This is a genomic window from Kitasatospora sp. NPDC004272, assembly GCF_053603035.1.
Window position 1 is genome coordinate 66,274 of sequence record NZ_JBSGET010000012.1, and the last position, 20,745, is coordinate 87,018.

General features: G+C 73.1%; 18 protein-coding genes. 11 read left to right on the plus strand and 7 right to left on the minus strand.

Going from position 1 to position 20,745, the window contains the following annotated elements; all coding sequences use genetic code 11:
* Positions 1–329: 329 nt before the first annotated feature.
* Positions 330–4,610 carry a ricin-type beta-trefoil lectin domain protein gene (locus ACWEO5_RS06475; protein WP_452160702.1) on the minus strand — a complete coding sequence of 1,427 codons (4,281 nt, stop codon included), beginning with the start codon at positions 4,608–4,610 and terminating at the stop codon, positions 330–332.
* 364 nt (positions 4,611–4,974) lie between these two features.
* Complete coding sequence (locus tag ACWEO5_RS06480) at positions 4,975–5,322, minus strand: ArsR/SmtB family transcription factor (RefSeq protein WP_452160704.1); 348 nt, start codon at positions 5,320–5,322, stop codon at positions 4,975–4,977.
* Between the two features lie 102 nt (positions 5,323–5,424).
* On the opposite strand from ACWEO5_RS06480, the gene ACWEO5_RS06485 reads away from it, so the two are divergent.
* Entirely contained in the window at positions 5,425–6,423 is a 999-nt protein-coding gene (locus ACWEO5_RS06485) for a quinone oxidoreductase family protein (protein ID WP_452160706.1), read from the plus strand.
* A gap of 223 nt (positions 6,424–6,646) precedes the next feature.
* On the opposite strand, the gene ACWEO5_RS06490 is transcribed toward ACWEO5_RS06485, so the two are convergent.
* The 3 genes from ACWEO5_RS06490 to ACWEO5_RS06500 form a co-directional block, all read right to left on the minus strand.
* On the minus strand, positions 6,647–7,324 hold the full coding sequence (locus ACWEO5_RS06490) for a PH domain-containing protein (RefSeq protein WP_344553150.1): 678 nt from the start codon (positions 7,322–7,324) through the stop codon (positions 6,647–6,649).
* A 77-nt stretch (positions 7,325–7,401) separates the two neighbouring features.
* Complete coding sequence (locus ACWEO5_RS06495; protein ID WP_452160709.1) at positions 7,402–8,145, minus strand: ABC transporter permease; 744 nt, start codon at positions 8,143–8,145, stop codon at positions 7,402–7,404.
* Positions 8,142–8,879 (minus strand): ABC transporter ATP-binding protein, encoded by a 738-nt coding sequence (locus ACWEO5_RS06500; RefSeq protein ID WP_452160711.1) that lies wholly within the window; start codon positions 8,877–8,879, stop codon positions 8,142–8,144. Before ACWEO5_RS06500 ends, ACWEO5_RS06495 begins: the two co-directional genes overlap by 4 nt.
* Positions 8,880–9,409: 530 nt before the next feature.
* On the opposite strand from ACWEO5_RS06500, the gene metG reads away from it, so the two are divergent.
* On the plus strand, positions 9,410–11,119 hold the full coding sequence (metG, locus tag ACWEO5_RS06505) for a methionine--tRNA ligase (RefSeq protein WP_452160713.1): 1,710 nt from the start codon (positions 9,410–9,412) through the stop codon (positions 11,117–11,119).
* Between the two features lie 9 nt (positions 11,120–11,128).
* On the opposite strand, the gene ACWEO5_RS06510 is transcribed toward metG, so the two are convergent.
* A complete protein-coding gene (locus ACWEO5_RS06510; RefSeq protein WP_452160715.1) occupies positions 11,129–11,719 on the minus strand; it encodes a TetR/AcrR family transcriptional regulator in 591 nt (196 codons plus the stop codon).
* 180 nt (positions 11,720–11,899) lie between these two features.
* Here ACWEO5_RS06510 and deoC point away from each other — a divergent pair, with 180 nt between their 5' ends.
* From deoC to ACWEO5_RS06535, 5 genes are all read left to right on the plus strand, one after another.
* Positions 11,900–12,886: a deoxyribose-phosphate aldolase gene (gene deoC / locus ACWEO5_RS06515; protein ID WP_452160716.1), complete on the plus strand. Its 987-nt coding sequence runs from the start codon at positions 11,900–11,902 to the stop codon at positions 12,884–12,886.
* A gap of 5 nt (positions 12,887–12,891) precedes the next feature.
* Positions 12,892–14,388, plus strand: coding sequence for an aldehyde dehydrogenase family protein (locus tag ACWEO5_RS06520; RefSeq protein ID WP_452160718.1), 1,497 nt, complete (start codon positions 12,892–12,894; stop codon positions 14,386–14,388).
* Positions 14,381–15,283: an aldehyde dehydrogenase family protein gene (locus ACWEO5_RS06525; protein ID WP_452160720.1), complete on the plus strand. Its 903-nt coding sequence runs from the start codon at positions 14,381–14,383 to the stop codon at positions 15,281–15,283. The genes ACWEO5_RS06520 and ACWEO5_RS06525 overlap by 8 nt, the downstream gene beginning before the upstream one ends.
* 202 nt (positions 15,284–15,485) lie before the next feature.
* The gene (locus ACWEO5_RS06530; RefSeq protein WP_452160722.1) at positions 15,486–16,121 is read left to right on the plus strand and encodes an ATP-binding protein; all 636 of its coding nucleotides are present in this window, start codon (positions 15,486–15,488) and stop codon (positions 16,119–16,121) included.
* Between the two features lie 20 nt (positions 16,122–16,141).
* Positions 16,142–16,276, plus strand: a complete 135-nt coding sequence (locus tag ACWEO5_RS06535) for a hypothetical protein (RefSeq protein ID WP_452160724.1) — start codon at positions 16,142–16,144, stop codon at positions 16,274–16,276.
* Positions 16,277–16,454: 178 nt separating this feature from the next.
* On the opposite strand, the gene ACWEO5_RS06540 is transcribed toward ACWEO5_RS06535, so the two are convergent.
* The gene (locus ACWEO5_RS06540; protein WP_452160739.1) at positions 16,455–17,261 is read right to left on the minus strand and encodes a SigE family RNA polymerase sigma factor; all 807 of its coding nucleotides are present in this window, start codon (positions 17,259–17,261) and stop codon (positions 16,455–16,457) included.
* Positions 17,262–17,544: 283 nt separating this feature from the next.
* Between ACWEO5_RS06540 and ACWEO5_RS06545 the strand changes: the two genes are divergently transcribed.
* The 4 genes from ACWEO5_RS06545 to ACWEO5_RS06560 all read left to right on the plus strand — a co-directional run.
* Complete coding sequence (locus ACWEO5_RS06545; RefSeq protein WP_198544925.1) at positions 17,545–18,222, plus strand: response regulator transcription factor; 678 nt, start codon at positions 17,545–17,547, stop codon at positions 18,220–18,222.
* A 28-nt stretch (positions 18,223–18,250) separates the two neighbouring features.
* Positions 18,251–19,762: an ATP-binding protein gene (locus ACWEO5_RS06550; protein WP_452160727.1), complete on the plus strand. Its 1,512-nt coding sequence runs from the start codon at positions 18,251–18,253 to the stop codon at positions 19,760–19,762.
* Positions 19,759–20,085: a hypothetical protein gene (locus tag ACWEO5_RS06555; protein WP_452160729.1), complete on the plus strand. Its 327-nt coding sequence runs from the start codon at positions 19,759–19,761 to the stop codon at positions 20,083–20,085. The genes ACWEO5_RS06550 and ACWEO5_RS06555 overlap by 4 nt, the downstream gene beginning before the upstream one ends.
* A 97-nt stretch (positions 20,086–20,182) precedes the next feature.
* The coding region (locus ACWEO5_RS06560) for a VanZ family protein (RefSeq protein WP_452160731.1) at positions 20,183–20,745 on the plus strand (563 nt) is incomplete at its 3' end.

Below are 20,745 nucleotides of genomic sequence, written 5' to 3' on the forward strand. Positions count from 1 at the left end.
CATCTGGTTCTCCCCAACTCGGTTGAAACCATGCGCAAAAGACGCCCCGTCAGGAGACAGGGCGCCCTGGAGCATGCGCAGTGGTCAACACGGAAATCTAGGGACGGGTGACCGGTCGGCACCAGTGCGCGACGACCGAATTCATCATCCCGTTATAAAGTTCGCCGTCGAATCGGACTGCTTTCGGAGATGCCGGAACGGGAATTGGGAAAGTGCACCTGAGGCCGCCCCGGTGGAATTGGCCCGGTGATTTCCGGGTCGATTTCCGAGGCGGTGAAACCGGTCGGGGGAGCCGGTGGCGCCCCCGACCGGGCCGGTCGGGCGGTGGGTCAGACGGCCACCGCCCCCAGGCTCCAGCGCTGCGGGTAGGTCCGGTTGCAGTCCCAGATCTGCAGCTGTGTCCCGTTGTCGATGGTGCCGTTCGGGATGTCCAGGCAGCGGCCGGACATCGGGTTGTAGAGCGAGCCGTCCGCGCGGTAGAGCCACTGCTGGGCGGGGTTGCCGTCGCAGGTCCACAGCTGGATCTTGGTGCCGTTGCCGGTGGCCGCGCCGGTGACGTCGAGGCAGCGGCTGAGCACCTTGACGGTGCCGTTCGGCTGCGAGGTGGCCTGCTGGGCGGTGCTGGGGTTGCACTCCCAGAGCTGGATCGCGGTGCCGTTGGCGTCCACGCCGCCGTTGGCGTCCAGGCACCTGTTGCTGCCGACACCGGCCGGCAGGTCGGCCATGATCCGGTTGGCGGTGATGCTGGGGTCGGTCGGGACGTCCAGCACCTCGACGTCGCTGACGTTGCCGTTGAACGCGGTAGCGAGCGCGCCGGCGTCCTGATAGCCGCCGATCACCAGCGGGGCGCTGTAGCCGAACTTGCCGGCGTGGTAGCTGCTGCCCGCGAGCACCCCGTTGATGTACAGCGACATGCCGCCGGTGGTGGCGTTGTAGCTGGCGGTCAGCCGGTCCCAGCGGTCCGCCTGGTAGGCGGCGGCGCTGGTGCTGGCGTCCGACGTCTGGTGGTAGTTCCAGTTGGCGTTGTCGGTGGTGGCCATGCCGAAGTGCCAGGTGCCGTCCTTGTCCGGCCAGAGGATGAAGCCGCTGGAGGTGGTGCCCTTGGTGGACAGGACCGGGCCGCCCACGCCGGCGGGCTTGGCCCAGACGCTGACGGTGAAGGACTTCGAGGTGTCGACCTTGACCTGCTGGGTCTGGCCGGCCCCATAGGAGATCATCGAGTTGGCACCGGCCGAGCCGCCGCCGAAGTGCGCGACGGTGGTGCTCTTGCCGTTCACCGTGTCGGTCGGGAAGGTGACCCCGCTGCCGGCCGTCATCGGGTTGTTGCCGTACACGTCGGTGACGGCGGGGTTGTCGAGCCTGATCCGGTTGACGACCTTGCGGGTGTCGCCCTGGTCGCCCGGGGTGGCGGCGAAGCCGGTGACCACGGTGGAACCGGCGGCGGCGGTGCCGGGCCACACCTTGAGGTGGTTGACGGCGTCGAGGGCCCAGAGGTCGGGCAGGCCGTCCTTGGTGGCGTCGCCGCTGGAGCCGATCTTCGGGTAGGCGGCGACGGTGAACTTCTGGGTGCCGACCGTCCGGGCCTTGGTGGTCGGGTCGACCAGGTTGCCGAGGTCCAGGTACCCGCCGGCGTTGAGCGTGATGTCGTAGGCCCGGATGGTGCCGTCGGTCTTGTCCCGGGTCCACAGGGTGGGCTGGGCGGTGCCGGAGGCCTTACCGGGGTTGATCAGCTCGTAGTTGTTCCAGTTGGCGGAGGAGACCTTGATCGCGGCCGCGCCGAGCTGGTTGGTGGGGTCGGTGCGGTAGAGCCACAGGCTGCCGCCCTCGACCGTGAGGACCGAGGTCTGCTTGGAGGTGGTCAGGGCGTCGTCGGCGTTGACCTTGGCGTTCGGCGAGCCGAGCGCCGCCACCTGGGTCAGGCCGCTCCAGTTGGTGTTCCAGCCGGCGGGCGCCTGGCTGAGCGCGTTGCCGGCGGTGTCGAGCCAGGTGGTCGGCTTGTCCAGCACCACGGGTGCCTGGAAAGTGCCGTCGCCGTTGTTCTGGTACAGGTACAGGTTGGAGGCCAGGGACGTGCCGCCGGTGGCCGCGTTGGTCCACACGATGGCGTCGTCGACGGCGTAGGGGGAGGACCGCAGCGCCCCGAGGTGGGTGGTGCGGACGGTCGTGGTGGCGTCGCTCTTCCAGGTGGTGCCGCCGGGCGCGAGGCCGAGCGGGGCGCCCTGGATCGCGGTCGCGTCGCTGTCCAGGCTGACGACCTTCAGGTTGCCCTGGTCGTCGGGGAGCAGGACGTCGCCCCGGCCGTCCTTGTTCAGGTCACCGGGGACGCCGGTGGTTCCGGTGGCCGGGTCCCAGGGGGCGTAGAAGGTGTAGGGCAGCGGCTGGCTGTAGTTGCCGGCCACGTCCATCGCCTGCACGAACAGGGTGTTGGTGCCCCACTGGGGAGGGGCGAACGGGAAGGTGCCGGAGGCGCCCTTCACCACGCCCTCCTTGTTGGGCGTGCCGGCCGCGTCGCAGGACCAGCCGGTGACGGGGGTCGGGTCGGTGGTCCAGCGGATGCAGGCCACGCCCGAGGCGTTCAGACCGGACGCGGGCGCCGGGTCCTGGGCCGTGAGGGTGAAGGTGCCGGCCTGCCCGGCCTTCTTGGTCGGGACGGCGCCGATCGTGCCGCTGGCCGGGAAGTCGGTGGAGGAGAGGGACACCCGCGGCGGGGTCTTGTCGACCCGGAAGTAGCACCAGGGGGTGTCCCCGGAGTTCAGCTGGGTGTCCGTGGCCTTCGCCGTCCAGCCGTACTGGTGGCCGTCGGCCAGGTTGCCGACGGGGCCGGTGGCGTCCCCGTAGCCGCCGGGCAGCGAACCACTGGGCGTACCGCTCCAGTTGCCGTCGTTGTCGTCCCAGATGTGGAACTGGACCGTCACGGGGGCACCGATCGGCGACCAGGCACTGGCGTTCAGGTAGACGTACTGGTTGGCGCCGACCCAGCCGGGCGCGTACCAGGCGTAGCCGCCGCCGGGGGTCTGGCAGTCGTTGGCCTGCGTCCCGAAGGTCGGGTCGTTGACGTAGCCGGGCCGCGGCGAGGTGCGCGGGTACCAGATGGTCGGCGCGACGTCGTAGTACGTGACGATGCGCGGGTCGGCGCCGAGGTGGTGCCGCAGCAGTTTGTCGTACTCGTTGTCGGCGGAGAAGCCGATCGTCCAGTTCTGGTACTGGCCGTTGGCCAGCGTCTGCATCCAGTCCTTGACGTTGTAGGCCAGCTGTGCGGTGCCGGTGGTCTGGGCGTCGGCGACCCAGGTGCAGCCGGCCATCTTGCTGCCGGTGCCGCAGGGCTGGTTGTTCCAGGTGGTGGTGCCCTGGAAGGCGGGCACGCTGTAGAGGTTGAACTTCGACTGGGTGGTGGGCGAGGAGGCGTCGATGACGTCGACGAACAGGGTGGCCCGGTTGACGGTCGCGGTGCCGTGGCTGCCGTTCCCGAACAGTTCGCTGGGCACGGACATCTGGTAGTACGCGCGGTAGCGCCCGTAACCGGTGCAGTTGTCGTAGCCGCAGTAGCCGACGCCCAGGGCGCTGAGCGTGTTGACGTTGGCGGTCTCCGGGTGGTTCTCCTGGACCTGCGCGTTGACCTGCCGCTTGCCCTCGACGCTGGTCTCGGGGTCCAGGTACCAGGGGCCGGTGCCCTTGCCGAAGGTGGCCGGGTCCGGGGTGAGGACCAGTTCGGTCTCCCCCGCCGAGACGCCGATGGCGGAGACCGCGGCGCCCGCGCCGGGCCGCTCGGCGGTGGAGGTGTCGGCCGCGGCCTGCGCGTCGGTGGCGGCGGGCGCGGCGAACAGCGACTTCGCCGTCGCAGCGCCCGACTTCAGCAGCGGGGCGGGCGCGGGGGCGGTGGTGGAGTCCCACTGGAACGGCGTGGGCGCGTGGAAGCGCACCCGGCCCTCGGCGTCCCGGTACGAGACGTTGCCCGCCGCGTCCGCGTCGACCTTCAGGCCGCTGCTGCTCAGCGGGAAGCGCAGGGTCTTCAGCCGCGGGTCGGCGGCGGCCGCCGCGGTCTTGACCACGACCACGTCGCGCCAGCCGCCGTCCGGGCGGGCCGTCACCTGCAGGTCCACGCCGGGCAGCACGGAGGCGTAGGTGGCGGTCGCCCCGTCCAGGGTGGGCGCGGGCAGCGGGAACGGCGCGGTGATCGCCATCGAGGTGCCGTCAGCGGTGGTGATCTTCGCCAACGGTCCGCTGCCGCCGCCGGAGAGCACCAGGTCGGAGCCGGTGAGGGCGGGGGTGACGGTGCCGTCCGGGTTGCCGTGCAGGGTCGGGTCGAGCTGCTGCCAGGTGCCGTTGCGCTTGGTCCGGACGTCCTGCGTGTGGGTCTCGGAGTACAGCGTCCGCCCGTCGGTGTCGGCGAAGACCTCGGTGGTCTCGTCCGTCATCGCGTCGATCCGGACCGGCTTCCCGGTCTCCGCCGCCCGCTGGAGGGCCGACCGGACCGCCTTGGTCTGCTCGGACTCGGTCGGCGGCTGCGCCTCCTGGACCCCGGTGGTGGGGGTCGGGGCGGGCGTCGGGTCCGCGGCCCAGGCCCCCGGGGAGGAGAGGGCGGTGAGGACGAGCGCCGTGGCAGCCGCCACCGTCGCCCGGCCGAGCACGCCCTTCCCGTGTGACCGATTTCCCCGTCTACGGCGTCTCGGTGGGGTTATGTCGGACATGGCGTGCGCGGTCTCCCTCCCTGCTGCCCGCCCCGGTCGGACAGGCATTCGGTCGGGAACGATGCATCCTCCGTGGAGAATAGGTCAAGGCCTTTAGCGCATTGCCCTGGAATGTCCAGAAGTTCGTCAATCACCTTTTGAGACAGTAAGGGTGACTTCAAGTCAACGAAAATTGGCATACCGTCAACTCGCGTTTTAGGCCGTCGGCGGGCGAATCGGTGCGAGCCCTCCGAAACTCCCCACCGCGGCGGACGGGCCCGCACCACGCGGTGGACGGAGGGCCGAGTCAGCCCGCGGATCCCTCCCGGCCACCGCCGCGGTACGCCGCGACCACGACGGTCAGCAGACCCGGGAAGCGCTCCTCCAGGTCGACCGCGCGCAGCGTGGTGAGCCGGCGGTTGGCCTCCTCGCGCTGGCGGATCACGCCCGCCTCGCGCAGCACCTTGAAGTGGTGACTGAGGGTGGACGGCGCGACGTCCACCGGGAAGGTGCCGCAGGCCCGTTCGGGCTCGTCGCTGAGCGTCCGGACGATGGTCATCCGGGTCGGGTCGGACAGCGCGTGCAGCACGTCCAGCAGGTCGATGTCGGCGGTGTCGGGGTGCTGCACCTCGCGGCGGCGGCCGGACCGGGGCACGGGGCGCCTCCTTCCAGGGATGTTCGACAGATCTCGAAGATGCGTGGTATCAATTTCGACGTTCGTAGAACATCGTAGAGGCAGACGCCCCAGGGGGGAACCATGCGCGCACTCGTCATGACCGAAGCCGGCGGCTCCGAGCACAGCCACGTCCTCGACGTCGAGGCCCCCGAGCCCGGCCCCGGCCAGGTCAGCATCCGGGTCACCCACGCCGGGCTCAACTTCGTCGACGTGATGGCCCGCCGCGGCGACGGCGGCTACGGCGCCGCCTGGCCGCACCACCCCGGCAAGGAGGTCGCCGGCACCGTCCTCGCCCTCGGCGAGGGCGTCACCCACCTCGCCGTCGGCACCCCCGTCGTCGCCGCCACCCGGGCCGGCGGCCTCGCCGAGACCGCCGTCGCCGACGCCGTCCTCACCGTCCCCGTCCCCGCCGGCGTCCCGCTGGAGGCGGCCGCCACCGTCCCCCTCGGCCTCGCCACCGCCCTGCTGCTGCTCACCGACGCCGGACGCTTCGCCCCCGGCGAGAGCGTCCTCGTCCACTCCGCGAGCGGCGGCATCGGCACCGCCGTCGCCCGCCTGCTCCCCCACCTCGGCGGCGGCCGCCTGCTCGGCACCGTCGGACGCCCCGAGAAGGCCGCCGCCGCCCTGCGCCACGGCTACCACGCGGTGCACGCCCGCGGCACCGACCCCGCCGGCCCCGCCGACCTCGCCGCCCGTCTGCGCGCGGCCAACGACGGACGCGGCATCGACCTCGTCCTCGACCCGCTCGGCACCGCCGCCGTCGACCTCGACCTCGACCTGCTCGCCCCCGGCGGCCGCATCGTCCTCTTCGGCAACGCGGGCGGCGGCACCCCCGCCCCCCTCCCGGCCTACCCCCGGCTGCTCGCCGCCAACGCCACCCTCACCGCCTTCAGCCACAACGGCCTGCTCACCCGCGCCCCCGCGAAGGTCGCCGACGCCGTCCGCCGCGCCCTCGACCTCCTCGCCACCGGCACCCTCGACACCCCGGTGACCGTCCTCCCCGGCCTCACCGCCGTCCCGGCCGCCCACGACCTGCTCGCCACCGGCCGGGGCGAGGGCAAGTACGTCGTCGCCGTCTGAAGAGCACCGCCAGGGGCTCGGGGAACGGCGAGATCCACAACAGGGGCTCGGGGAACGGCGAGTCCGTGCTGCTGGTGGCCGGAGCCCATCGAAGGTCCGTGCTGCTGCGTGCAGTAACAGAACCCGAAGCAGACGCGCTGGGCGGCAGTGAACCGTCAGCAGCCACGGGCTCGCCGTTCCCCGAGCCCCTGATTCCGCGCTCGTGAGCCCCCGGCAGGTGCTCTCAGGTCGCCGCGATGACCGTCACCAGCGCGACCAGCCCCGCCACCGTCGGCGCGATGATCCACCAGCACCAGGTGGTGGTGAGCTCGCCGCCCGCCGAGGGCTTGTGCGCGTTGCGCTCGGCCTGCTCCTGGAGCGCGCCCACCACCGCGTCGGACCAGGCCCGGGTGGGGTCGAGCTCGTCCGGGCGCGGGGTGCGCGCGGCCTTGCCGGGGCGGGCGGGGCCGCGCAGCGCGGGATCGCCCTCGGCGACGGCGCGGGTCGCCCGGCGGGTGGCCTTCTTGCGCTGGCGGATCGACACCGGGATCGCCCAGACCTGGAACTTGCGTCCGTCGGCGAAGAGTTCGACCGAGTACCCGGCCTTGAGGCCCTCGACGGTGGACCAGGGCGCGACGACGGTCCGCAGCGGGTTGCGGACGATCAGCCGCCGGTCGTTGGCGCGCACCACGGGCCGCAGGGTGTAGGCGATCACCGGGAAGGCGAAGACCGGCGCGGCGGCGAGGGCGACCCACGGGGTGGCACCGGTGCCGGTCACCACGGCGTCGATGATCAGCCAGGCGGCGACGGCGAGCATCATGACGCCCGCGATGACGCTGGGGACGGAGCGGTAGACGCGGTCGGCGTACACGGGCTCATCGGCGGCGGAACCCTGGTGGGGTGTCCGGTCGGATTCGGTCATGCCGTCGATTCTGCCCCAGGGCCCGGGCCGTCCCCAATGGCGACCCGGGCACGGGACGGTCACGGACGGCGCCGCCGTCAGTCGGTGCGCCGCCGCAGCGTCGCGGCGCCGAGGGCGAGCGCGAGCAGCGCGCTTCCGGCCACCACGGCGAGGTCGGCGAGGACCCGTCCGCTCACCCCGTTCTCCGCGGTGATCCGCCCCATCGCGTCGACGGCGTACGAGAGCGGCAGCACGTCGGAGAGCAGCCGCAGCGCCGTCGCCATGTCCTCGCGCGGCACGAACAGCCCGCAGAGCAGGAGTTGGGGCAGCAGGACGGCGGGCAGGAACTGGACGGCCTGGAACTCGGTGGCGGCGAACGCGGAGACCAGCAGGCCCAGCGCCATGCCGAGCAGCCCGTCGGCGACCGCGACGGCGAACAGCGCCCAGGTCGGCCCGGCGACGTCGAGGCCGAGCACGCCGATGGTGAGCGCGGAGGCCAGCGCGGCCTGGAGCAGGGCGACGGCGCCGAAGGCGAGCGCGTAGCCGAGCAGCAGGTCGAGCTTGCCGAGCGGCATGGTGAGCAGCCGTTCCAGGGTGCCGCCGGTGCGTTCGCGGAGCATCGCGACCGAGGTGACCAGGAACATCACCAGCAGCGGGAAGACGCCGAGCAGTTCGGGGCCGATCCGGTCGAAGGTGGCGGGCTGCGCGTCGTACATGTAGCGCAGCAGCACCAGCAGCAGGCAGGGCACGAACAGCAGCATCGCCACGGTGCGCGGGTCGTGCCGCAGTTGGGCCAGGACCCGGGCGGCGGTGGCGAGGGTGCGGCGGGTGGCGGCGTTCACCGGGCGGCCTCCGGTTCGGTGCGGACGAGGGTGAGGAAGGCGTTCTCCACGTCGGGCGCGCCGGTGGCGGCGAGCAGCGCGGCGGGGGTGTCGTGGGCGAGCAGCCGGCCCTCGCGCATCAGGACCAGCCGGTCGCAGCGGGTGGCCTCGTCCATGACGTGGCTGGAGACCAGCAGGGTGGTGCCGGCGCCGGCGAGTTCCCGGAACAGCTGCCAGAGCTCCTGCCGCAGCACGGGGTCGAGGCCGACGGTGGGTTCGTCCAGGACCAGCAGTTCGGGGTGTCCGAGCAGGGCGGCGGCGAGCGAGACCCGGGCCCGCTGGCCGCCGGAGAGCCGGGCGGCGGGGGTGCGCCGGTGGGCGTCCAGGCCGACCAGGGAGGTCACCCGGGCGGGGTCGCCGGGCGGGGCGCCGAGCACGGCGGCGAAGTAGTCGAGGTTCTCGCCGACCGTCAGGTCCCCGTAGACGGACGGCGCCTGGGTGACGTAGCCGACCCGGTCCCGCAGGGCGGCGGCCCCGGCCGGGTGCCCCAGCACGGTGACGCGGCCGGCCGCGGTCCGCTGCACCCCGACGACGCTGCGCAGCAGGGTGGTCTTGCCGCACCCGCTGGGCCCGAGCAGCCCGGTGACGCTGCCCCGCTCCACGACGAGGTCGAGCCCGGGCAGCACGGTGGCGCCGCCGCGCCGCACCACCAGCCCCTCGACCCGGATCGCGGGACCACCGGAAGAATTCATCATGCGATGAGTTTCCGCCGCGCGCCGCTCCCCGTCAAGGCCCGGGGAACTGTCGGCGGACGGGCACGCACCACCACGGGCACGCACCACCAGGGGCCCGGGAAACTGTCGGCAGACGGGCCTGCACCACCAGGGGCCCGGGGAACGGCGGGTCGATGCTGCTGACGGCCGGAGCCCATCGAAGGTCCGTGCTGCTGCGTGCCTGAAACAGAACCCGAAGCGGCGGCACCCAACAGCAGTGAACCGCCAGCAGCCCCGGCCTCGCCGTTCCCCGAGCCCCCGGCGGGGGCTCTCGCCGTCCCCCGAGCCCCCGGCGGGGGCTCTCGCCGTCCCCCGAGCCCCCGAACGCGCGCACCCCCGGGCCCCCGATGTCGCTCTTCCCCGCCCCCCGATAAGCCGTACGGCCCGGACACCCCGGTTCGGTACGATTGGCGTCGGCCGGACGGCAGCCGAAACGCCCCGCACCGGCCCCTCTGAACCCGCCCGCGGCCGCCTCTCGGCGTGCCCGCCGGAGAGCATGGGAGTCCCCCAGGATGACTCGGCAGTTGATCACCAGCGCGCTTCCCTACATCAACGGGATCAAGCACCTGGGCAACATGGTCGGGTCGATGCTCCCGGCGGACGTCTACTCCCGGTACCTGCGCCAGCGCGGCCACGAGGTGCTGTACATCTGCGCGACCGACGAGCACGGCACGCCCGCCGAGCTGGCCGCCCAGGAGGCGGGGCTGCCGGTGGCCGAGTTCTGCGCCCGGGCGCACGACCAGCAGAAGGCGATCTACGAGGGCTTCCAGCTCTCCTTCGACTACTTCGGCCGCTCGTCCTCGCCGCAGAACCGCGAGATCACCCAGGAGATCGCCCGCGAGCTGCACGCCAACGGCTTCATCGAGGAGCGGGCGATCCGCCAGGTCTACTCGATCGCCGACGGCCGCTTCCTGCCGGACCGCTACATCGTCGGCACCTGCCCGCACTGCGGCTACGACAAGGCCCGCGGCGACCAGTGCGAGAACTGCACCCGCGTCCTCGACCCCACCGACCTGCTGGAGCCGCGCTCGGCGATCAGCGGCAGCTCGGAGCTGGAGGTGCGCGAGACCAAGCACCTGTTCCTCCTCCAGTCGAAGCTGACCGACGAGGTGGAGTCCTGGATCGCCGCCAACGGCGACAACTGGCCGGTGCTGGCCTCCTCGATCGCCCGCAAGTGGCTGACCGAGGGCCTGCAGGACCGCGCGATCACCCGTGACCTGGAGTGGGGCGTCCCGGTGCCGGCCGACACCTGGCCGGAGCTGGCCGCCGAGGGCAAGGTGTTCTACGTCTGGTTCGACGCCCCGATCGAGTACATCGGCGCCACCAAGGAGTGGGCGGACGCCACCGGCGGCGACTGGCGCTCCTGGTGGTACGAGGCGGACGACACCGTCCGGTACACCGAGTTCATGGCGAAGGACAACGTCCCGTTCCACACCGTGATGTTCCCGGCCACCATCCTCGGCTCGCGCAAGCCGTGGAAGAAGGTCGACTACGTCAAGGCGTTCAACTGGCTGACGTACTACGGCGGGAAGTTCTCCACCAGCCAGAAGCTGGGCATCTTCACCGACGTCGCGCTGGAGCTGCTGCCCGCCGACTACTGGCGCTACTACCTGATGGCGAACGCCCCGGAGTCCGACGACTCCAGCTTCACCTGGGACCTGTTCGCGGCCACCGTCAACAAGGACCTCGCCGACACCCTGGGCAACTTCGTCAACCGGGTGCTCTCCTTCAGCCGCAAGCGCTTCGGCGACGAGGTCCCGGCGGGCGCGCCGAACGGCGAGGCGGAGCAGCAGCTCGGCACCCAGATCGCCGAACTGCTCGCCGAGTACGAGTCCCAGCTGGACGCGCTGAACTTCCGCAAGGCCGCGCAGGCGCTGCGCGCGCTGTGGTCGGCGGGCAACGCGTACCTGGACGTCACCGCGCCGTGGACCGAGATCAAGACCGACCCGGAGGCGGCCGCGCGCACCCTGCGCACCGCGATCAACCTGATCCACCTCTACGCGGTGGTCTCCGAGCCCTTCATCCCGGCCGCGGCCAAGGCGATCCGGGGGGCCTTCGCCCTCGACGGCGACACCCGCACCTGGGTGTCGGCCGAGGAGGCCCGCGCGCTCGCGCTCGTCCCGGCCGGCACCGGCTTCACCGTCCCGCCGGTGCTGTTCGCCAAGATCACCGACGAGGACCTGGCCGCCTGGACCGAGCGCTTCGGCGGCGGTCAGGCCTGACCCGGTCGCTCAGCCCGTCAGGTACCCCTGGACGGTGCGGCCCAGCATCGGGGCCAGCACCTCCGGGGGTGCCGAGGCGAGCGGCTCGACCGCGATCACGTAGCGGGCCATCGCCAGCCCGACGATCTGCGACATCACCAGTTCGACCCGCAACTCGGGCTGCTCGACGTCCAGTTGCTCGGCCGCCCGGGTGACCAGCTCGGTCACCATGAAGCCGCGCATCAGCGCCGCCACCTCCTCGCTGGCGGCGGCCGTCCGCACCAGCGCCAGCAGCCGGTCGCGGACCTCCGGCCGCTCCCACAGTTCCAGCACGAAGCCGGCCACCCGCTCGCCGACCGTCGCCGGGTCGCCCGCGAACACGGTCTCCACCACCGTCCGCGGGTCCAGCGGGAACTCCAGCGCCGCCATGAACAGCCGGTCCTTGGTGCCGAAGTAGTGGTGCAGCAGCGCCGCGTCCACCCCCGCGCCCCGGGCGATCGCCCGCATGCTGGCCTTCTGGTAGCCGTGCGCCGCGAACTCCGCCCGGGCCGCCACCAGCACCGCCCCCCGGGTGTCCCCGCCCCCGGGCCGCCGCCCGCGCGCCTTCGTTCCGCCGCTCATCCCTCCATTGTCCCCGGATCGGGATCACGGAAGCCGCGGGGACGGCGGGACCAGCGGGGACGGCGGAGGCGACGAAGGCGGCGGGACCAGCGGGGACGGCAGCGGCGCATTTCGGTCAGGACTCGAAACCGCCCCGCCCTACCGGCTTCCTACGCGCGTAGATATGCTGCTCTGGTGACTATGTCCACTCTTGCAGCCAACGCCCCCGGCGCCGCGGGCGGCGGCCTCTCGGACGTCGCGGCGTCCGGGGCCACCTTGCGCCGTTTCCTGCACGGCCTGCCCGGGGTCGATCAGGTCGGCCTGGAGTCGCGGGCCGCGACCCTCGGCACGCGGTCGATCAAGACCACCGCCAAGGCCTTCGCCATCGACCTCGCCATCTCGATGATCGACCTGACCACGCTGGAGGGCGCGGACACGGTCGGCAAGGTCCGCTCGCTGTGCGCGAAGGGCCTGAACCCGGACCCGTCGGACCGCTCCGCCCCGCAGGTCGCGGCGGTCTGCGTGTACCCGGACATGGTGGCCACGGCGAAGGAGGCGCTGCGCGGCAGCGGCGTCCAGGTCGCCTCGGTGGCCACCGCCTTCCCGTCCGGCCGGGCGGGCCTGCCGGTCAAGCTGGCGGACACCGCGGAGGCGGTCGCCGCGGGCGCGGACGAGATCGACATGGTGATCGACCGGGGCGCGTTCCTCTCCGGCCGCTACCTGGAGGTGTTCGAGACGATCGGGGCCGTCAAGGCGGCCTGCGCGCGTCCCGACGGCAGCTCGGCCCACCTCAAGGTGATCTTCGAGACCGGCGAGCTGCAGACGTACGACAACGTCCGCCGGGCGTCCTGGCTGGCGATGATCGCGGGGGCGGACTTCATCAAGACCTCCACCGGCAAGGTCGCGGTGAACGCGACCCCGCCGGTGACGCTGCTGATGCTGGAGGCGGTGCGGGACTTCCGCGCGGCGACCGGCACCCAGGTCGGCGTGAAGCCGGCCGGCGGCATCCGCACCACCAAGGACGCGATGAAGTACCTGGTGATGGTGAACGAGACGCTGGGCGACGACTGGCTCAGCCCGCACTGGTTCCGGTTCGGCGCCTCCAGCCTGCTGAACGACCTGCTGATGCAGCGCCAGAAGCTGAGCACCGGACGGTACTCCGGTCCCGACTACGTGACGGTGGACTGACGACGATGGCCAAGACCAAGAAGACCGAGACCGAGCCGCCCGTGAAGCGCTCCGGCCTGTTCGCGTACGCCCCGGCGCCCGAGTCTCCCGCCGCCGCGGGCGAGATCGCCACGAACTACGGCCACTTCATCGGCGGCGAGTTCGTCGACTCCTCCGGCTCGGAGGCGCTGAAGACCGTCAACCCGGCGACCGAGCAGGTGCTCGCCGAGTTCGCGCAGGGCACCGAGGAGGACGTGGACCGCGCGGTGCGGGCGGCCCGCCGGGCGTTCGCCGACTGGTCGGCGCTGCCGGGCAGCGAGCGCGCCAAGTACCTGTTCCGGATCGCCCGGATCGTCCAGGAGCGCAGCCGCGAGCTGGCCGTGCTGGAGTCGATCGACAACGGCAAGCCGATCCGCGAGACCCGCGACGTCGACCTGCCGCTGGTCGCCGCGCACTTCTTCTACTACGCGGGCTGGGCCGACAAGCTGGACTACGCGGGCTACGGGCCGAACCCGCGCCCGCTAGGCGTGGCCGCGCAGGTCATCCCGTGGAACTTCCCGCTGCTGATGCTGGCCTGGAAGATCGCCCCGGCGCTGGCCACCGGCAACACCGTGGTGCTGAAGCCCGCCGAGACCACCCCGCTGACCGCGCTGCGCTTCGCCGAGATCTGCCGCCAGGCGGGCCTGCCGAAGGGCGTGGTGAACATCGTCACCGGCGACGGCCGCACCGGCGCCGCGCTGACCTCGCACCCGGACGTCAACAAGGTCGCCTTCACCGGCTCCACCCCGGTCGGCCGGGCGATCGCCAAGCAGCTGGCCGGCACCCGCACCAAGCTCTCGCTGGAGCTCGGCGGCAAGGCCGCGAACATCGTGTTCGACGACGCGCCGCTGGACCAGGCGGTCGAGGGCATCGTCAACGGCATCTTCTTCAACCAGGGCCACGTGTGCTGCGCGGGCAGCCGCCTGCTGGTGCAGGAGTCGGTGCAGGACGAGCTGCTGGACGCGCTCAAGCGCCGGATGGGCACCCTGCGGGTCGGCGACCCGCTGGACAAGAACACCGACGTCGGCGCGATCAACTCGGCCGCCCAGCTGGCCCGGATCACCGAGCTGGCGGAGGCGGGCGAGCAGGAGGGCGCCGAGCGCTGGGCCCCGGACTGCGAACTCCCGGGCGCGGGCTACTGGTTCCGCCCGACCCTGTTCACCGGCGTCTCGCAGGCGCACCGGATCGCCCGCGAGGAGATCTTCGGCCCGGTGCTGTCCGTGCTGACCTTCCGCACCCCCGCCGAGGCGGTGGCGAAGGCCAACAACACCCCGTACGGCCTGTCCGCGGGCATCTGGACGGAGAAGGGCTCGCGCATCCTGTGGATGGCGAACCGGCTCCGGGCGGGCGTGGTGTGGGCGAACACCTTCAACAAGTTCGACCCGACCTCGCCGTTCGGCGGGTACAAGGAGTCCGGTTACGGCCGCGAGGGCGGTCGCCACGGTCTGGAGCCCTACCTGAATGTCGAGGCCCTCGATGTCTGAGAACACGGCACGCACCGGTGTCTTCAAGACCTACAAGCTGTACGTCGGCGGGAAGTTCCCGCGCTCGGAGAGCGGGCGGGTGTACGAGGTGACCGACACGAAGGGCCAGTGGCTGGCGAACGCCCCGCTGGGCACCCGCAAGGACGCCCGGGACGCCGTGGTCGCGGCCCGCGCGGCGGTCAAGGGCTGGTCGGGCACCACCGCGTACAACCGCGGCCAGGTGCTGTACCGGGTGGCCGAGATGCTGGAGGGCCGCCGGGAGCAGTTCGCGGCCGAGGTCGCGGCGGCCGAGGGCGTGGGCGCGAAGAAGGCGGCGGCGCTGGTGGACGCGGCGGTCGACCGCTGGGTCTGGTACGCGGGCTGGACCGACAAGGTCGCGCAGGTCGCGGGCGGCGCCAACCCGGTGGCGGGGCCGTTCTTCAACCTGTCCACCCCGGAGCCGACCGGCGTGGTCGGCGTCCTGGCGCCGCAGGCGGGCCACGGCTTCTCGCTGCTGGGCCTGGTGTCGGTGGTCGCCCCGGCGATCGCCACCGGCAACACCGTGGTGGTCGCGGCGGCCGAGCGGGCCCCGCTGCCCGCGCTGTCGCTGGGCGAGGTGCTGGCCACCTCGGACCTGCCGGGCGGCGTGGTCAACCTGCTCTCCGGCCGCACCGCGGACCTCGCCCCGACGCTGGCCTCGCACCAGGACGTCAACGCGCTGGACCTGGCCGGGGCGATCGACCCGGAAGGACCCGGCGCGGCGGCGGCCCTGGAAGCGGCCGCGGCCGATACATTGAAGCGAGTGGTCCGACCGGCCGCCGATCCGACCGTCCAGGACTGGACGGCCGCGCCCGGCACCGGGCGACTGCTCTCCTTCCTGGAGACGAAGACGGTCTGGCACCCGATGGGCATCTAGCCCCGCCCGACCGGCCGACTCCACACGGACCGGCCGTCCTCAGCGCCCTACCCCCCCCGGGGCCCGGACGGCCGTGACGGGCCCGCACTTCTCCCCCCCTGGTGCGGGCCCGTCCCCATGCCCGAACGCCGACCGCCGGGTCGGCGAAGGGGCCGACCGGCGGGTTCCGGGCGGCCCCTCCGATGCCTCAGACTGGTTTCCCGTGAGTGACACCCCGCTGAACCGCCGCCCGATATCCCGCGTCATCCTGCTGTCGGGCCCCTCGGGGTCGGGGAAGTCCTCGCTCGCCGAGCGCAGCGGGCTGCCGGTGCTGCAGCTGGACGACTTCTACAAGGACGGCGACGACCCGACGCTGCCGCCGCTGCCGGACGGGGGCGGCCCCGACTGGGACTCGCCGCTGTCCTGGCACGCGGACCAGGCGCTGGCGGCGATCCGGGCGCTGGTCTTCGAGGGGCGGGCCGAGGTGCCGGTGTACTCGATCCCGGACAACGGGCGCTCGGGCAGCCGGGTCCTGGAGCTGGACGGCGCGACGGGCTTCGTCGCGGAGGGGATATTCGCCGCCGAACTGGTGGTCCGCTGCCGGGCCGAGGGGCTGCTGGGCGACGCGCTGTGCCTGCGCAACAAGCCGGCCACCACCGCCTGGCGGCGCTTCCGACGGGACGTCCGGGAGGGCCGCAAGTCGGTGCCGTACCTGGTGCGCCGGGGGCTGCGGCTGATGCGGGCCGAGCGCGGTATCGTCGCGCGGCAGGTCGAGCTGGGCTCGTACGCCTGCTCCGGGGTGGAGGCGGGCCGGCGGATCGCCGCGGTGGCCCGCCAACTGCCCGCCGAACTGGTCTGAGAGAGGCGCGGGACCGGTTGGTGGAGCGCTTCTCGGACGGGGAGCGGGAGCGGATGCCGGAGCTGCTGGAGCGCTGCGCGGACGCCGTGGAGGCGTTCGTGCTGCGCGGCCCGGGCCGCGCCCAGGACGTGCTGCACGCCGCCGACGCGCGCTGAGCGCCCCCGGCCCGCACGGCGCGACGGGCGGGGCCCCGGTGCCGTTTCCCCCGCACCGGGACCCCGCCCGTTCCGTTCGGGTGCGGGACTTCCCCCCGCGGCCGGCTCCCCCGAGCCGTCCGCCGTGTCCCGTGCCCTTCCCCCCGCTGCCCGTCCCCCGACGGGAGTCCCGGTGTCGTCAGGCGACCAGCTCGCCGAAGGCGTGCACGGTGTCGCCGGAGCGGTTGAGCTGCTCGTCCTCGCGCATCCGGCGCAGCGCGCGCCAGATGGAGCTCTTCACGGTGCCGACGCTGATGCCGAGGATGTCGGCGATCTCCGGGTCGGTGCGGCCCTCGTAGTAGCGCAGCACGAGCATGGTGCGCTGGTTCTCGGGCAGCTTGGCGAGCGCCTGCCAGAGCACGGCGCGCAGTTCGGTGCCGCCCATCGCGTCGGTGTCGCCGGCGTGCTCGGGGAGCTCCTCGGTCGGGTACTCGTTGACCTTGCGGCGGCGCCAGGCGGAGATGTGCAGGTTGGTCATGGTGCGGCGGAGGTACCCGCCGACGGCGGCCTTGTCGGTGATCCGGTTCCAGGCGCGGTAGGTGGAGAAGAGCGCGCTCTGCAGCAGGTCCTCGGCCTCGTGGCGGTCGCCGGTGAGGTGGTAGGCGGTGGCGTACAGGGAGGCGCGGCGCTCGCGCACGTACGCGGTGAACTCGGCGATGTCGCGCGCCTCGTCCGTCGCGGCGGCCGGGTGCTCCCCCTGCGCGCCTCCCTGTCCGGCCTGCTCACCCCGGAAGGTCTGCGGCGCGAGCCGCAGCGTCCGGCCCACAGCCGAGTTCCCCAACCTGCTGTGGGTGGTGTCCCCGCTCCTGGTCCCCACGACCGGGCGGCGGGTTCCGGCGTTGTGTGCGCACCCCCGTACGAGCACGGCGCCGGCGTTCTCCTCCTCGTGCCGAGGCCGGTTGGTGCCCAGGACGGCGGAACGCGGCCCGGCGTTTCGGGTCGTCAGCGTTGCGGTCATCGGGCACCCCCATGGTGTCGGTACGAGTGGTTCCTCGCCGCGGCTCCGGGCTGGTGGCCCGGGGCGTTCTCGCGGCGATGAGGAAAATCCTGCCGTCCGCTCGTCATGGCGGTGTCCGCCGACTGTCACAGGGCTGTCACAGGAGCGACCGTCCGCGGGCGTTCGGGTGCTCCTCGGTTGCGGACGCCGGAGCGGTGCCCTCCGGTTCCCGGTGCCCCGGGAGTCACCCGGGTGGGTGCTTCCGGTGGCCGGGTGGGACACAATGACCCCCGTGTCTTTCCTGCTTCTGATCGAGGACGACGACGCCATCCGCACCGGCCTCGAACTCGCCCTCACCCGCCAGGGTCACCGGGTGGCCGCCGCCGCGTCCGGCGAGGACGGCCTGCGCCTGTTCAAGGAGCAGCGCCCGGACCTGATCGTGCTCGACGTCATGCTCCCGGGCATCGACGGCTTCGAGGTGTGCCGGCGCATCCGGCGCACCGACCAGCTGCCGATCATCCTGCTGACCGCCCGTTCCGACGACATCGACGTGGTGGTGGGCCTGGAGTCCGGCGCCGACGACTACGTGGTCAAGCCGGTGCAGCCGCGGGTGCTGGACGCCCGGATCCGGGCGGTGCTGCGCCGCGGCGAGCGGGAGAGCTCGGACTCGGCGGCGTACGGCGGCCTGGTGATCGACCGCTCGGCGATGACCGTCACCAAGGACGGCCAGGACCTCCAGCTGACCCCGACCGAGCTGCGGCTGCTGCTCGAACTCAGCCGCCGTCCCGGGCAGGCGCTCTCCCGCCAGCAGCTGCTGCGGCTGGTGTGGGAGCACGACTACCTGGGCGACTCCCGGCTGGTGGACGCCTGCGTGCAGCGGCTGCGGGCGAAGGTCGAGGACGTGCCGTCCGCGCCGACCCTGATCCGCACCGTCCGCGGCGTCGGCTACCGCCTCGACCCGCCCGCGTGACCCCTCCCCTCCGACTGGTGAGCCCTTCTTGACCGACCATCAGACCGTGCCGCGCCGGGCCCGCTCGGTGTCCTGGCGACGGCTCAGTTCGCTGCGGGTCCGGCTGATCGCGGTGTTCGCCGCGGTCGCGCTGGTCACCGCCGTCTCCGCCTCCGGGATCGCCTACTGGCTGAACCGCGACGCGGTGCTCAAGCGCGCCCAGAACTCGGCGCTGAACGACTTCCGGGACTCGCTGACCCGCAACGTCGGGCAGTTGCCGCTGGAGCCGACCTGCCAGGACCTCAAGACGCTGGCCTCCCAGGTGGCCAGTTCCGGGCTGGCGTACGACGTGGTGGTGGTCGACGACGCGGTGCCGGGCTGCACCGCGTCCTCCGACCCGGCGGTGTTCACCACCCGCCAGATACCGGCGGCGCTGGTCACCGCGGTGAACAACCCGCGCGAGACCGGCCCGGGCAACCCGTACGAGTACCACCTGTACTGGCAGCGGGTGAACCTGGCCGGGCCGTACCTGGTCGGCGGGACGAAGGTGGTGCCGACCGGGCCGACCGCGTACGTGTTCAAGTCGCTGCAGAACGAGCGCGCCGACCTGAACACCCTGGGCGTCTCGCTGGCGGTCGCCACCCTGCTGGCCCTGGTCGGCTCGGCGCTGCTCGCGCAGGCCGCCTCGGCGACCGTGCTGCGGCCGGTGCGCCGGCTCGGGGACGCCGCCCGGCGGCTCGGCGAGGGCGAGCTGGACACCCGGCTGGACGTCGAGGGCAACGACGAACTCGCCGAGCTGGCACGGACGTTCAACCGCACCGCGGAGTCGCTCTCGGACCAGGTCGCGGAGCTGAGCGCGCGCGAGGCGCAGTCCCGCCGGTTCGTCGCCGACATGTCGCACGAGCTGCGCACCCCGCTGACCGCGATGACCGCCGTCACCGACATCCTGGAGGACGAGGCCGACGCGCTCGACCCGATGATCGAGCCGGCCGTGCGGATCGTGGTCTCCGAGACCCGTCGGCTGTCCAACCTGGTGGAGAACCTGATGGAGGTGACCCGGTTCGACGCGGGCACCGCCAAGCTGGTCGCCGACGAGGTCGACATGGCCGACCTGATCATGTCCTGCATCGACGGCCGGGCCTGGTACGACGCGGTCGAACTCGACGCCCCGCGCGGCATCCTGGCCGTGGTCGACCCGCGCCGCCTGGACGTGGTGTTCGCCAACCTGATCGGCAACGCGCTCAAGCACGGCGGCTCCCCGGTCAAGGTGAAGGTCCGCCAGGACGACGAGGCGCACACCGTGGTGGTCTCGGTCTCCGACGGCGGCCCGGGCATCCCGGAGGACGTGCTGCCGCACGTCTTCGACCGCTTCTACAAGGCCGACAAGGGCCGGGCCCGCTCCGAGGGCAGCGGCCTGGGCCTGTCCATCGCCGAGGCCAACGCCCGGATCCACGGCGGCGACATCACCGCCGCCAACAACCCGGACGGCGCCGGCGCGGTCTTCACCCTGACCCTGCCGCTCACCCAGCCGCCCGCGCCCGGCCCGGAGGAGGACCGATGACCACCCGACGACTCCGTCCCCGCCGGTCCCGCCCCCGCCGGCTGGCCCTGCTGGCGGGCGGGCTGCTCGCCCCCGGCCTGCTGGCCGGCTGCGGCATCCGCCCCACCGAGGTGCCGGTGGACGCCGGCGCCCCGGCCAGCCGCACCGCCTGCCCGAGCGAGGTGCTGGCCCCCCGGGCCCCGGACAGCGCCTCCCCCTCCGCGGCCCCCTCGGCCGCCGCCCGGCCGGGCGCCTCCGCCCGCCCGGACGCCTCCCCGGCCCCCGCCTCCCCGACCCCCTCCGGGTCGCCGTTCGTCGCCCCCTCCCCCAGCCACTGCCCCTGAGGCGGCGGGGCGCGGCCGGGCCGCACCGCCGGGGTCCGGACCGCCGAACGGGGGACGCCGGGGAACCGGCCCGGACGGAACCTGCGTCTCCCGGAGCGTGCCCACCACCGCACCCAGCGACCACGCGACCGCCGACCGCCCGGCCCCCGACCCGACGGACGGGCGGGCGGTGCCGTACCGGAGCCGGACCGCGGCCCGGTTGCTGCTGGCCCTCCACCTGCTGCTGCTCGGCTGGCTGAGCCTGCGTCCGGTGCCCGCCGCCTGGACCAGCCCGCCCAACCTCACCCCGTTCGCCTCGGTGCACCAGGCGCTCTCCCTCGGCCCGCTCGCCGCCCTCCGCCAACTCGGCTCCGGCATGCTGCCGCTGGCCCCGATCGGGGTGCTGCTGCCGCTCGCGGTCGGCTCGCCGACCCGGTCCCGGCTGGCGTCCTTCCTGCGCACCACCGCCGCGGCCGCGCTGCTCGGCACCGCGCTGGAGATCATGGAGGGCTGGGCGCCCGGCCACGTCCTGGACGTGGACGACATCCTGCTCGGCACCCTGGGCACGGCCCTGGCCCACCTGCTGCTGCTCCCGCCGCTGCGCGCCCTGGAACGCCGCCGGGCCGCCGCCCGGGCCGGGACCCCGGCCCCCGCCGCCCCCGCCCCCCCCCCCCCCCCCCC